This is a genomic window from Chelativorans salis (assembly GCF_025336525.1).
Classification (GTDB): domain Bacteria; phylum Pseudomonadota; class Alphaproteobacteria; order Rhizobiales; family Rhizobiaceae; genus Chelativorans; species Chelativorans salis.
Window position 1 is genome coordinate 220,033 of record NZ_JAOCZP010000006.1, and the last position, 12,172, is coordinate 232,204.

A 12,172-nucleotide genomic window follows, 5' to 3' on the forward strand; every position below is an offset into this window, starting at 1 on the left:
CGCAAGGGACAAGCCCGCTTGACAAGCGGGGGTGTATTTCTTCTACACTAAAGTCATCACCAGGGGAGCCCGGACAACGGGCTGAGATACCGCTGGCCTTGCGCAGCGCGGTGACCCTTTGAACCTGATCCAGTTCATACTGGCGTAGGGATGGTGCGACGGCTTTTCAAAGGATCGCCCGATCCGAATCCCAGGTCCTAAGACCTGCAGTTGGAAAAGTCTCCCCCTCCTCCTCGGCAAGAACTGGGTCTCCGATGCAGACGCAAAGGAGCCTCGTCATGGATGCCCGGAATAATCAGAAACCTGAAGTCACCACCGGCCCCCTCCCCGCCTCGCGGAAGGTTTACAAGCCTGGCTCGCGCTATCCCCACCTGCGCGTGTCCATGCGCGAGATCGCCGTGCATCCGACGGCCGGCGAGCCGCCGGTCACGGTCTACGATTCCTCCGGTCCTTATACCGACACGAAAGCTGGGATCGATATTGGGGCGGGCCTGCCGCGGCTGCGCGAGGCCTGGATCAAAGCACGCGGCGATGTCGAGCGCCGGGATGGCCGCGCCGTCAAACCGGAAGATAACGGCTTTGTCACCGGTGATCGGCTGACACCGGAATTTTCTGTTCGCCACCGCCCCCTGCGCGCGAGCAGCGGTGAGGCGGTCACGCAGCTTGCCTATGCGCGGGCAGGCCTGGTGACGCCGGAGATGGAGTACATCGCCATCCGTGAGAACCTGGGCCGTGAAAGGCTGAAGGAAAAGCGCGACGGCGAAAGTTTCGGCGCCGCCATTCCCGACTACGTGACACCGGAATTCGTGCGCGACGAGGTGGCGCGCGGGCGTGCCATCATCCCTGCCAACATCAACCATCCTGAATCCGAGCCGATGATCATTGGCCGCAACTTCCTCACCAAGATCAATGCCAATATCGGCAATTCCGCGGTCACCTCTTCCATGGCCGAGGAAGTGGAAAAGATGGTGTGGGCGATCCGCTGGGGCGCAGACACGGTGATGGACCTCTCGACCGGCCGCAACATCCATAACATCCGCGAGTGGATCATCCGCAATTCCCCCGTGCCGATCGGCACCGTGCCGCTCTATCAGGCGCTGGAGAAGGTGGGCGGCATCGCCGAGGAGCTTAGCTGGGAGGTTTATCGGGACACACTCATCGAGCAGGCCGAACAGGGCGTGGACTATTTCACCATACATGCCGGCGTGCGGCTGCACTATATCCCGCTCACGGTCGACCGGGTGACCGGCATCGTCTCCAGAGGCGGCTCGATCATGGCAAAGTGGTGCCTGCACCATCACCGTGAAAGCTTCCTCTATGAGCATTTCGAGGAGATCTGCGACATCTGCCGCGCCTATGACGTCTCCTTCTCGCTGGGCGACGGGCTGCGCCCCGGCTCCATCGCCGACGCCAACGATGCGGCACAGTTCGCGGAGCTGGAGACACTGGGAGAACTCACGAAGATCGCCTGGGCCAAGGACTGTCAGGTGATGATCGAGGGGCCGGGCCATGTTCCCATGCACAAGATCAAGGAGAACATGGACAAACAGCTCGAAATCTGCGGCGAGGCCCCATTCTACACGCTTGGACCGCTGACGACCGACATCGCGCCGGGCTATGACCACATCACCTCCGGCATCGGCGCGGCGATGATCGGCTGGTTCGGAACGGCCATGCTCTGCTACGTCACGCCGAAGGAACATCTGGGTCTGCCGGACCGGGACGACGTGAAGACCGGTGTCATCACCTATAAGATCGCCGCCCACGCGGCTGATCTCGCCAAGGGACATCCCGCGGCACAGGTCCGCGACGATGCGCTCTCACGCGCGCGCTTCGAATTCCGCTGGGAAGATCAGTTCAACCTGTCGCTCGATCCCGAAACGGCGCGCTCCATGCATGACGAGACGCTTCCGAAGGAGGCACACAAGGTTGCCCATTTCTGCTCCATGTGCGGCCCGAAATTCTGCTCCATGCGCATCTCTCACGACATCCGCGCCGAGGCGCAGAAGGAAGGCATGGCGGCGATGGCGGAGAAGTACCGCGCCGGAGGCGACCTTTACATGCCCGTCGAGGAGGTCGAGGCCACAACGGCGGATGCCGCCCCATATTCCGAACGCGAGAGGTGAGCCGTGCGCGTGCTGGTGAAGGGAGCGGGGGTGGCAGGCCTCGCCGTTGCGCATGAGCTTGCCCGGCGCAACATGGCCGTGACCGTTGCCGAAATCCGTGCCGGCATCGGCGGCAACGCCTCGTGGCTCGCAGGCGGCATGCTCGCCCCGTGGTGCGAACGCGAGAGCGCCGGGGAGGCGGTGATCGCGCTCGGGCGCGGCGCTGCCGACTGGTGGAGCGCGGCCCTTCCCGGCCATGTCACGCGGGCGGGAACGCTCGTCGTGGCGCATCCCCGCGACGCCTCGGAGCTGAGACGTTTCTCGCAGCGCACGGAGAACCACGCCTGGCTGACGGAAGACGCGATCGCCAAACTCGAGCCCGACCTTGCCGGCCACTTCCGACTAGGTCTTTTCTTCGACCAGGAAGCGCATCTCGATCCGCGGCGGGCGATGGAGGCGCTTGTCGAAAAGCTCTCCGCCATGGGCGTCACATTCCTCTTCGGCAGCGGACAGCCCGTCCCTTCCGGTTTCGACCGCATGATCGACTGCACCGGGATGGCAGCCCAAGATCCGGCTCTGCGCGGCGTGCGCGGAGAAATGCTGATCCTGCGCACCAGCGACATCAGCCTTAAGCGGCCGGTGCGTCTCCTCCACCCGCGCCATCCGATCTACATCGTTCCGCGCCCCGACCACCACTTCATGGTCGGGGCGACCATGATCGAAAGCGACAATGAAGGCCCGATCACAGCGCGCTCGGCCATGGAGCTCCTCAACGCGGCCTATGCGCTCCACCCCGCCTTTGGTGAGGCCGAGATTGTGGAGACGGGGGCGGCGCTAAGGCCCGCCTATCGCGACAATCTCCCGCGCGTAGACGCCCGCGACGGGACCGTCACCGTGAACGGTTTCTACCGCCACGGCTTCCTGCTCGCCCCGGTAATGGCACAGCAGGCCGCCGAACTTGTCTTCGCATCTGAAAGCGACACGGAGCCCGAACATGAAGCTGATCATCAACGGCGAAGCGCTTGAGGCATCGGCGGCAACGCTCGCCGAGCTTCTTGCCGAACTCGACTATGAGGGAGCCTGGCTCGCCACTGCCGTCAACGGCGAGCTCGTGCGGGCAGAAGAGCGGCAGGATTGCCGGCTGTGCGACGAGGACCGCATCGAGATACTCTCGCCAATGCAGGGAGGATGAACCAATGCTGACATGCTACGGCGTGGAGCTTGCCTCGCGCCTCTTCCTCGGCACCGCACAATATCCTTCGCCTGCCATCCTCGCCGACACCGTGCGCGCCTCGGGCACGGAGGTCGTCACGGTGTCGCTGCGCCGCGAGACAGCGGGCGGCGCCTCCGGCGGGCGCTTCTGGGAGTTGATCCGCGAGCTAGGCGTGCGTGTCCTGCCCAACACGGCCGGCTGCCACTCGGTCAAGGAAGCCGTCACCACGGCCCGAATGGCGCGGGAGGTCTTCGCCACGGACTGGATCAAGCTCGAGGTGATCGGGAACCACGACACGCTGCAGCCCGATGTCTTCGGGCTCGTCGAGTCCGCGCGCATCCTGTCCGAGGAGGGCTTCTCGGTTTTCCCGTACACAACCGACGATCTGGTCGTCGCCGAGCGGCTGCTGGAGGCTGGTTGCAAAGTGCTGATGCCGTGGTGCGCGCCCATCGGCTCCGCGGCAGGGCCACTCAACGTCCGGGCGCTCAGGTCGCTGCGCGCCCATTTCCCTGACACACCCCTCATCGTCGATGCCGGCCTCGGTCGCCCCTCCCATGCTGCTGCCGTCATGGAGCTAGGCTTCGACGCCGTGCTTCTCAACACTGCGGTCGCCAAGGCCGGTGATCCCGCTGGCATGGCGCATGCCTTCGCCGGCGCCGTGGAGGCCGGATTAGAGGCCTACCGAGCCGGCATCGTAGAACCCAGGGAGACGGCCGTTCCGTCGACGCCGGTCATCGGCCAGGCGGTGTTCTCGTGAAGCTCGAACCGTTCTATCTCATCGTCGACAGCGCGGCCTGGGTGGAGCGGCTCGTGCCGCTCGGCGTGAAGCTCCTGCAGTTGCGCATCAAGGACATGGAGGAGCGCCGGCTGCGCGAGGAAATACGCGCCGCAAAGGCAATCTGCGCCGCCCATGACTGCACACTCGTGATCAACGATCACTGGCGGCTGGCCATCGAGGAAGGTTGCGGCTGGGTCCATCTCGGCCAGGAAGACCTTGCGACTGCCGACAGAGCGGCGATCCACGCGGCAGGCCTCAAACTCGGCCTCAGCACCCACGACGAAGCCGAGCTTGCCACCGCGCTCGCTGCTTCGCCCGACTATCTCGCCCTCGGGCCTATCTTTCCGACCATCCTGAAAAAGATGAAATGGGCACCGCAGGGCCTCGACCGCATCACCGAGTGGAAACGCCGCGTGGCGCCACTGCCGCTGGTTGCCATCGGCGGCCTGACGCCGGAACGTCTTCCAGGAATTTTCGAGAACGGTGCGGATACGGCTGCCGTCGTCACCGACATACTGCTGCATCCCGATCCGGAGGCGCGAACACGCGAGTGGATCGAGGCGACCGCACCATGGCGATAACAGCTTCGCACGTGCTGGCCATCGCCGGCTCCGACTCATCAGGCGGCGCCGGTCTGTCACGTGACGTCGAGGCTATTGCCGCTTTCGGCCTGCGCACCGCCATCGCCGTGACCGCGGTCACGGTTCAGACGCACCAGCAGGTTCTTACCGTCGAAGCCATGCCGCCCGCCCTCGTTGCGGATCAGATGCGGACCGCGCTCGAGGCTAATCCGATCGGCGCGATCAAGATCGGCATGCTCGCCGCGAAAGGCACAATCGATGCGGTGGCATCAGTCCTGCGCGCCCATGCCAATGTGCCGGTGGTTCTCGACCCCGTGCTCGCGGCGTCCTCCGGCGGAGCACTGTTGGAACCGGACGCAGTCGCCGTGCTGACACACGATCTGATGCCGCTTTGCCGACTGATTACTCCAAATCTCCAGGAGCTGGCTCTCCTAACCGGCTCTCGATCAGTTGGGAGTGAAGAGGAAGTGCTACGCCAGGGCAGGATCCTGCTCGACGCCGGCGCGCCGGCAGTGCTGGTCAAAGGCGGGCACGGCTCGGGGAAATGGTCGACAGATATCCTGCTACGGCCGGATAGTGAACCGGTTCGATTTGAGGCGCTTCGTCTGAACCGCCAACTGCGGGGAACGGGTTGTATGCTCGCGAGTGCAATCGCGGCGCTTCTGGCACTTGATGCAACTGTGGAGGAAAGCGTGCGGAGGGCCAAGCAATTCGTTCGCGACAATATCAGCCGAGCTGAATAACGGAAGAGCTGGTACGGCACGCAAACTCGAGTGGAAGCATCCGCCTCAATCCGATACCGCGTTTGAGGCATCCGCCGGTTAGGGAGAAATTCGTTCTCCTTTGCCCGGTTTAAGCAACACGCAATTGTCCGTGGCGAGCCCTTCGGCAGGTGCCGGAGCCTTGTCCAAATTTGCGTTAGCCTTAGATTTCCGGACCATTCGGCGCTTGCCGCCAAGACAAGTAACGGGAATAGCGACAATGAATTGGCTGAAGACCCTCTTCGCCGCCTTTGCTTTGCAGGCGGCAGCGCTCTCATTCGCCCACGCAGAGCTTGCGGATGTGAAGGCCGCGGGCGTGCTGCGGATCGGGACGGAAGGAACCTATGCCCCCTTCACCTACCACGACAGCTCCGGCGATCTGGTCGGTTTCGACGTCGAACTCGGACGCGAGGTTGCCAAGCGCCTTGGCGTGGAGGCTCAGTTTCTTGAAGGCCGCTGGGACGGTCTCATCGCCGGGCTCGATGCGAACCGCTACGATGCTGTTATCAACCAGGTCGGCATTACCGAGGAGCGCAAGGCAAAATACGATTTCTCCGAGCCCTACATCGCCTCCAAGGCGGCGCTGATCGTGCGCGAGGATAATGACGAGATCGGCAGCTTTGCGGACCTGGAGGGCAAGAGGTCCGCCCAGTCGCTGACGAGCAACTATGCGAAGATGGCCGAAGAGGCGGGCGCCGAGCTGGTCGCCACTGAAGGCTTCGATCAGGCGGTCCAGCTCGTCGTCAACCGCCGGGCGGACGCGACGATCAACGACAGCCTGTCCTTCTATGATTTCAAAAAACAGCGGCCGAACGCACCGGTGGAGATCGCCGCGACCCAGGAGGATGCCAGCTATTCGGGCATCATCGTCAGGAAGGGCCAGCCGGAACTCGTTGCCGCAATCAACAAGGCGCTCGAGGAGATCAAAGCTGATGGCACCTACCAGAGGCTTTCCGAGAAGTATTTCGGCGTGGACGTTTCCGAGTAGGCAGATAGTCTGGACATGAGCGAGCGGGGCGGATTTCCCAAGTCTGCCCCGCTCGTCTTTTGAAGGAGGTTCCCGTGCCGCATTGGCTCGACCTGATGCTATCCTCGCTTGGCCCGCTGCTCTTGGCCGGGTTGCGCTTCACCGTGCCGTTGACGCTGCTGTCGTTCAGCCTCGGCCTGATGCTCGGATTGGTCGTGGCAGTGGTGCGGCTGTTCGCGCCGACACCCTTTGCCGCGGTGGTTCGCTTCTATGTCTGGATTTTCCGCGGCACGCCGCTCCTGGTGCAGCTCTTTCTGATCTTCTACGGGCTGCCCAGTGTCGGCATCGTGCTTGATGCCTTTCCGGCGGCGCTCATTGGATTTACGCTGAACATCGGCGCCTATACGTCGGAAACGATCCGCGCCACCATCTCTTCTGTACCGAAAGGTCAGTGGGAGGCGGCGTACTCGATCGGCATGAGCTGGAGCCAGGTAATGCGCCGCACGATCCTGCCGCAGGCCGCGCGCGTTGCGGTGCCGCCGTTGTCGAACACCTTCATCTCCCTGGTGAAGGATACCTCGCTGGCTGCCGCCATTACCGTGCCGGAGCTGTTCCAGGCCGCGCAACGCATCGTGGCAACGACGTATGAACCGCTGATCCTCTACATCGAGGCAGCACTGATCTATCTCCTGATGAGTTCTGTACTGTCGCAGCTCCAGGTGCGTCTCGAACAGCGTCTCGGTCGCTATGGTGGTTTTCTGGAGGCGCGGGCATGATCGAGCTCACCGACATCGAGAAGCGCTTCGGCGACAATCTCGTCCTGAAGGGCGTCAACCTGCGGATTCCGGAAGGCTCCGTCACGGCCCTGATCGGCCCCTCCGGCGGTGGCAAGAGCACACTGCTTCGCTGCATCAACCTTCTCGAGATCCCAACCTCCGGAAAAATTCGTGTTGGTGAAGAGACGCTTGAATTCCACCCCGGGATGAAGCTTGGCTGGAGGGACATAAGACGGCTGCGTAGCCAGACCGGCATGGTCTTCCAGAATTTCCAGCTGTTCCCGCATCGCACCGCGATCGAGAATGTGATGGAGGGGCTGGTCGCCGTTCTCAAATGGCCGAAGGCGAAGGCGCGGGAGCGCGGCCTGGAGCTCCTTGAGAAGGTCGGCCTCGCACACAAGGCCGACGCATGGCCGGCGACGCTCTCGGGTGGTCAACAGCAGCGCGTGGCCATCGCCCGCGCGCTCGCACTTTCGCCGCGGGTCCTCTTGTGCGACGAACCGACCTCCGCACTTGATCCGGAACTTGCCGGCGAGGTTGTGGAGGTCCTGACCCAGCTCGCGCGCGAGGGAACGACCATGGTGATCGCCACCCACGACCTGCGTCTCGCCTCGCGCATCGCCCAGCAGGCCGCCTTCCTCGATGCCGGCTCAATTGTCGAGATCGGTTCCGCACAGCACATCTTCTCCAATCCTGAACGCGAACGCACCAAACGCTTCGTGGCGACGCTGCTGCAGGATGCGAATGGGCAGTAGCTGCCGGCTCCGCAGCTCATCGTTTCAAGCGCTCCTGCGTGGCCGGTTGGATGGAGTATCAGCCGGTTAACCGAACGGCCTCATCGCGCCGCAATCTTCACGTCGCCGAACGTGACGTTTCGCGTCATCGGCCGTGCCAGAAACTCATGCGGAAAACCGAGGTCGATCGCGCTCACGTCGTCCAAGCGGGCTCGCTGATCGTCGGTCAACGTCACGTCAAGGGCGCCAAGGTTGTCCTCGAGCTGCGCCAAGGTCCGCACGCCCATGATCGGAGCCGCGACCGTCGGATTGAGAAGTGTCCAGGCGAGCGCCACCTGTGACGGGGACTTGCCGGCCTCGGTGGCGATTGCCTTAACCACATCCGCAACTGCCAGGCCACGTTCGCTGAGCGCGCCATTGGCGGCAGCAACGTTCTTGCGCGTACCAACGGCGGAAGCACTGCCGGTGCCGATTTTAAGGTCAGCTTTGCTGTATTTGCCCGTCAAAACACCACTGGCAAGCGGCGACCAGGGTATCACGCCAAGCCCCATCTCACGCGCCATGGGAACGAGGTCACGCTCCACAGTTCGCTCAATGAGGCTATACTCAATCTGCAGCGCGATAAGCGGCGCCCAGCCGCGCAGGTCGGCGATCGCCTGCATGCGCGAAATCTGCCAGGCCGGCGCGTCGGATATGCCGACATAGACGATCTTCCCCGCGCTGATGAGATCATCCATAGCACGCAATATCTCCTCTACCGGCGTCGTGAAATCCCACAAGTGAAGGTACAGAAGGTCGATGTAGTCGGTCTTCAGGCGTTCCAGGCTTTCTTCTACCGAGCGCACCATGCTCTTGCGGTGGTTGCCGCCGGAATTGGGATCACCGGGCCGAGAGGGCAGCGTATACTTCGTGGCGATCACCAGCCCATCGCGCTTCCCTTTCGCGAATTCGCCGATGAAGCGTTCCGACGTGCCGTTCGTGTATTGGTTGGCCGTGTCGATGAAATTGCCGCCACGACCGACATAGGCGTCGAAGATGCGGCGCGCTTCGTGCTCGTCGGCACCCCAGCCCCAATCGGTTCCGAAGGTCATCGCGCCGAGTGAAAGGGGGGAGATCCGGAGGCCGGAGCGGCCGAGAAGGCGATAGGTGTCCAAGGAAAGGGATATGGTCATGGTTATCTCCGGTTATCGAGACCGGCAAGATGCCATATTGCATTCGTTTGAAAATGCGCCATTATCTGCATTAGCTATGAAGAAACAGAAATAGAATGCGCGGTAGCGATTATGCCGAGTTGAGGGCCTTCGCCGCCGTGGTCGAGCATGGCAGCTTCGCTCGCGCAGCCGCCCATCTCAGCATGTCCCCCTCGGCTTTGAGCCAAACCATTCGCCGTCTGGAAGAGCGGCTCGGAATTAGACTGCTCAACCGAACGACTCGCAGCGTGGTACCAAGCGAAGCCGGAGAGCGCTTCCTCGACCGCCTCCTACCTGCATTCGCGGATCTCGACGCAGCCGTTGCGGAACTTCGCAGCCTGCGCGATGTCCCATCGGGTCTGCTGCGGATAAATACAACCCGCATCGCCGCAATGCATTATCTCGCGCCGATGATCGGTCCGTTCCTGGGCAGCTATCCGGAGATAACGCTCGATATCGTCATCGACGACAAGCTGGTCGACATCGTCGCAAGCCGTTTCGACGCCGGTATCCGGCTCGGCGAGAAGGTGGAGAAAGACATGATCGCCGTCCGGATCAGCGGCGAGCTAAGGCAGGTGGCGGTGGCAGCACCTTCCTATCTTGACCGTTTCGGCGCGCCCGCCACGCCACACGATCTGCGGCACCATCGGTGCATCAACTTCCGCTGGCCGACCGACTTCAGCCTCTATCGCTGGGAGTTCGAGCGCGACGGTGAGGAGCTGGAGGTGGCTGTAGAGGGTCCCCTTATCGTGAACGAGCCGGAGATGGTGACGTCCGCCGTCCTCGATGGCGTCGGCATCGCTTATCTTTTCACTCATCAGGTCGAATTCCTGATAGCAGCCGGGAAGCTGGTGCATCTGCTAAAGGAGTGGTCGCCGGCCTTCCCGGGCTTCTATCTATACTACCCAAGTCGCCGGCAGATGGCTCCGCCGTTGCGCGCCTTTCTGGATTTTGTTCGAAAGGCTGCAGCCGCCAGCTAGCTGCGAGCTGATCCGGGCATACAGTTGACGGCTTCAGCGGGCATCCGTCTTTGGCTAGAGGCAACACGCTGGACCAACTTCACTTGATCGACTAATAGTCGATAACCATATAAGGTGGTGCCGCACCTGTTATCGTAGGGCGGCAATCTTTTTAGTTGGGGTCCGTTCGGGCCGTTTGTCATCCGACACCTACACTGGCCAAGACTGCGTACGCGCTCGTGTCAGGCCGCGCTTAAACGATAGATCGCCGATGGTGCGGAAGAGTTTTCCGCCACTGGCTGATACTTCGATTTTTCGGAGGGACGTATGAACGATATTACCAAGATCCAACTTCCTGACGCCGTTCTTGCGGCCATGTCTGAAGGAAAGCACATCATCCGCGCCTACCGTGAATTTCTGGGGTATTCGGTCGAAGAGCTGGCCGTGGCTTGTGGCCTTTCAATCGAAGAAATTGACAACATCGAGGCTGGCCGCAGATACGACAAAGGCTACCGGGAAAGGATCGCCAGATCCCTGTCGTTGCCTGAAAATACGTTTTCGGTGGATGCGGCCTGAGGGAGTTTCAGGATCAACCGATCGATCGGACCAGAAGCACGGTGATGCAGGCACTATGCCGGATCCACAGCGTTCGCCGTTGTGCGCGGCTGTAACATTGCCAATGGAAACCGGGGCCTCGAAACGGCTGAGCTTCCCGCGATCGCAACAATCTTTTTGGAATTAACCAATCTCGAATGTGGGAACATTCGCTCGGTAAGCGCGTTTTATAATCGCTTCGCAAGAAAGGAGCGCTGTTAGGACACTGATCTCAGGATCAGTACCTCAGCCTCCAGACTTGCGGAGAAGGCGGGGCCGCGTCAGTCAATGACGTGGCCTCGCGCCTTTTTCCACCCTCCTCCCGGCGGAACCGTTCAGCCCTAAACCTGTTAAGCGGAAGAGAGAATGTCACGCCAATCGCGGGACAGAGCTGTCTATGCCTCATAAGTCAAAGATCACTACGGGCGCGAACGATCGGCCGGTCGATGAGACGGTCGCACAGACCGGAGCCGGTCTACCTGACGACACATCCAAGCAGATGGACGTCGATCAACGGCAGGTCGATGAGACACGCGAGGTTCTCGAAAAGGGTCGGAAGAGCCGGCCTGGCGCCGAATCAGAAAACCCGGAGACGGTGCCGGAAGGCACGCCTGGTGCTGGTGAGAACATCTGTCGGCAGTGCGAAGGAGCCGGATTGATCAAGGGAATGACCTGTCCAGACTGTCGCGGCACCGGCAAGGTCATTACGCCTGTGGGCGGGGCATGACGCTAAGCGGACGCTTGGTGCCTAAAATGATATGAGGGACAAGTCGGCTATGAACTGGCCGCGCTTCCCATTCTACGGCAGCAAGGGTCTGATGCTCAATGATCGATCTCTACACCTGGACGACACCGAACGGCCGCAAGGTCTCCATCGCGCTTGAAGAGATGGGCCTCGATTACGCGGTTCATCCCGTCGACATTGGCGACCGCCAGCAGTTCGAGCCCGACTTCCTCGAGGTCTCACCCAACAACAAGATCCCCGCCATCGTCGACCGTGATAATGGTCTCAGTCTGATGGAATCAGGCGCGATCCTCCTCTACCTGGCCGAAAAGACCGGACTGCTGATGCCGCGTGAGGGGGTGGGTAGGCTCAAGACGATCGAGTGGTTGATGTGGCAAATGGGCGGATTCGGTCCGATGCTCGGCCAAGCCCATCAATATCTGAAATTCAATCGAGGCAAGGCTCCCTTTGCGGAGGAGCGATTTGCCAAAGAGGCACGCCGTCTGTACGGCGTGCTCGATCGGCAGCTCGGCAGGGAGGGCTTCGTCGCCGGCGACTATTCGATTGCCGACATCGCGATATGGCCGTGGGTGTCACGCTACCAGTGGCAGGATATTGCACTTGGCGAGTTTCCGCAGGTGAAGCGCTGGTATTTAGAGATCGCCGCGCGGGAGCCCGTGGCAAAAGGATACCACGTTCCCAAATTCACGCAGGACATCCCAATGCCCTGAGCATGCCCGCTGCGCAGCCAGTGCGGGCTTTTTTGCCCCGCTGGTCGGCGCAAAGGCAT

The 12,172-nt window shown here is 61.9% G+C and carries 14 protein-coding genes and 1 riboswitch; of the genes, 13 read left to right on the plus strand and 1 reads right to left on the minus strand.

From position 1 onward, the window contains the following. Nucleotides 1-51 precede the first annotated feature (51 nt). Nucleotides 52-169: riboswitch (TPP riboswitch) on the plus strand. A gap of 109 nt (nt 170-278) precedes the next feature. From thiC to N5A92_RS19480, 9 genes are all read left to right on the plus strand, one after another. Then, nucleotides 279-2,126 carry a phosphomethylpyrimidine synthase ThiC gene (gene thiC, locus N5A92_RS19440; protein ID WP_260905583.1) on the plus strand — a complete coding sequence of 616 codons (1,848 nt, stop codon included), beginning with the start codon at nt 279-281 and terminating at the stop codon, nt 2,124-2,126. 3 nt (nt 2,127-2,129) lie between these two features. Beyond that, complete coding sequence (gene thiO, locus N5A92_RS19445) at nt 2,130-3,131, plus strand: glycine oxidase ThiO (RefSeq protein WP_260905585.1); 1,002 nt, start codon at nt 2,130-2,132, stop codon at nt 3,129-3,131. Next, the gene (gene thiS / locus N5A92_RS19450) at nt 3,100-3,297 is read left to right on the plus strand and encodes a sulfur carrier protein ThiS (RefSeq protein ID WP_260905586.1); all 198 of its coding nucleotides are present in this window, start codon (nt 3,100-3,102) and stop codon (nt 3,295-3,297) included. Before thiO ends, thiS begins: the two co-directional genes overlap by 32 nt. A gap of 4 nt (nt 3,298-3,301) precedes the next feature. After that, the gene (locus N5A92_RS19455) at nt 3,302-4,075 is read left to right on the plus strand and encodes a thiazole synthase (RefSeq protein WP_260905588.1); all 774 of its coding nucleotides are present in this window, start codon (nt 3,302-3,304) and stop codon (nt 4,073-4,075) included. After that, nucleotides 4,072-4,677 carry a thiamine phosphate synthase gene (locus tag N5A92_RS19460; RefSeq protein ID WP_260905589.1) on the plus strand — a complete coding sequence of 202 codons (606 nt, stop codon included), beginning with the start codon at nt 4,072-4,074 and terminating at the stop codon, nt 4,675-4,677. The genes N5A92_RS19455 and N5A92_RS19460 overlap by 4 nt, the downstream gene beginning before the upstream one ends. Further along, nucleotides 4,668-5,420: a hydroxymethylpyrimidine/phosphomethylpyrimidine kinase gene (locus N5A92_RS19465; protein WP_260905590.1), complete on the plus strand. Its 753-nt coding sequence runs from the start codon at nt 4,668-4,670 to the stop codon at nt 5,418-5,420. The genes N5A92_RS19460 and N5A92_RS19465 overlap by 10 nt, the downstream gene beginning before the upstream one ends. 238 nt (nt 5,421-5,658) lie before the next feature. Next, nucleotides 5,659-6,426, plus strand: coding sequence for an amino acid ABC transporter substrate-binding protein (locus N5A92_RS19470; RefSeq protein WP_260905591.1), 768 nt, complete (start codon nt 5,659-5,661; stop codon nt 6,424-6,426). Nucleotides 6,427-6,500: 74 nt separating this feature from the next. Then, complete coding sequence (locus tag N5A92_RS19475; protein ID WP_260905592.1) at nt 6,501-7,181, plus strand: amino acid ABC transporter permease; 681 nt, start codon at nt 6,501-6,503, stop codon at nt 7,179-7,181. After that, nucleotides 7,178-7,936, plus strand: coding sequence for an amino acid ABC transporter ATP-binding protein (locus tag N5A92_RS19480; RefSeq protein WP_260905593.1), 759 nt, complete (start codon nt 7,178-7,180; stop codon nt 7,934-7,936). The genes N5A92_RS19475 and N5A92_RS19480 overlap by 4 nt, the downstream gene beginning before the upstream one ends. Nucleotides 7,937-8,016: 80 nt before the next feature. On the opposite strand, the gene N5A92_RS19485 is transcribed toward N5A92_RS19480, so the two are convergent. Further along, nucleotides 8,017-9,087 carry an aldo/keto reductase gene (locus tag N5A92_RS19485; protein ID WP_260905594.1) on the minus strand — a complete coding sequence of 357 codons (1,071 nt, stop codon included), beginning with the start codon at nt 9,085-9,087 and terminating at the stop codon, nt 8,017-8,019. A gap of 95 nt (nt 9,088-9,182) precedes the next feature. Between N5A92_RS19485 and N5A92_RS19490 the strand changes: the two genes are divergently transcribed. The 4 genes from N5A92_RS19490 to N5A92_RS19505 all read left to right on the plus strand — a co-directional run bounded on the left by N5A92_RS19490 (nt 9,183) and on the right by N5A92_RS19505 (nt 12,113). Next, a complete protein-coding gene (locus N5A92_RS19490; protein ID WP_260905595.1) occupies nt 9,183-10,085 on the plus strand; it encodes a LysR family transcriptional regulator in 903 nt (300 codons plus the stop codon). 306 nt (nt 10,086-10,391) lie between these two features. Then, nucleotides 10,392-10,640 (plus strand): helix-turn-helix domain-containing protein, encoded by a 249-nt coding sequence (locus N5A92_RS19495; RefSeq protein ID WP_260905596.1) that lies wholly within the window; start codon nt 10,392-10,394, stop codon nt 10,638-10,640. 415 nt (nt 10,641-11,055) lie between these two features. Continuing rightward, nucleotides 11,056-11,385, plus strand: a complete 330-nt coding sequence (locus N5A92_RS19500; protein WP_260905666.1) for a hypothetical protein — start codon at nt 11,056-11,058, stop codon at nt 11,383-11,385. 98 nt (nt 11,386-11,483) lie between these two features. Continuing rightward, the gene (locus N5A92_RS19505; RefSeq protein ID WP_260905597.1) at nt 11,484-12,113 is read left to right on the plus strand and encodes a glutathione S-transferase family protein; all 630 of its coding nucleotides are present in this window, start codon (nt 11,484-11,486) and stop codon (nt 12,111-12,113) included. Nucleotides 12,114-12,172: the final 59 nt, after the last annotated feature.